The organism is Psychrobacter sp. TB20-MNA-CIBAN-0197, assembly GCF_040309765.1.
In the GTDB taxonomy this organism is placed as follows: Bacteria; Pseudomonadota; Gammaproteobacteria; order Pseudomonadales; family Moraxellaceae; genus Psychrobacter; species Psychrobacter submarinus.
On sequence record NZ_JBEOPC010001023.1, the window covers coordinates 1 to 253 of the forward strand.

General features: G+C 64.8%; 1 protein-coding gene. It reads right to left on the reverse strand.

The features are described 5' to 3' along the window. Positions 1 to 253, reverse strand: a 253-nt coding sequence (locus AAEY83_RS16995) for a catabolite repressor/activator (protein WP_351061001.1), incomplete at both ends; no start/stop codon positions are given.

Below are 253 nucleotides of genomic sequence, written 5' to 3' on the forward strand. Positions count from 1 at the left end.
TAGCTGTCATCACCGGCCGGCAGGCAACTGGCAACGATCAGCGCATCGCAACGACGGGCGCGGAACAGTTGCAGCAACTGGCGCTCGCTGTCCGGCGCGTCGTCGGAGCTGGCGATCAGCAATTGATAACCGCGAGCTCGCGCGCCTTGTTCGAGCAACTTGGCGATCCGCGCGTAACTGGGGTTTTCCAGATCCGGCAGGATAAAGCCCAGGGTGCGCGTGTGCCGACTGCGCAGGCCGGCCGCTTGCGGAT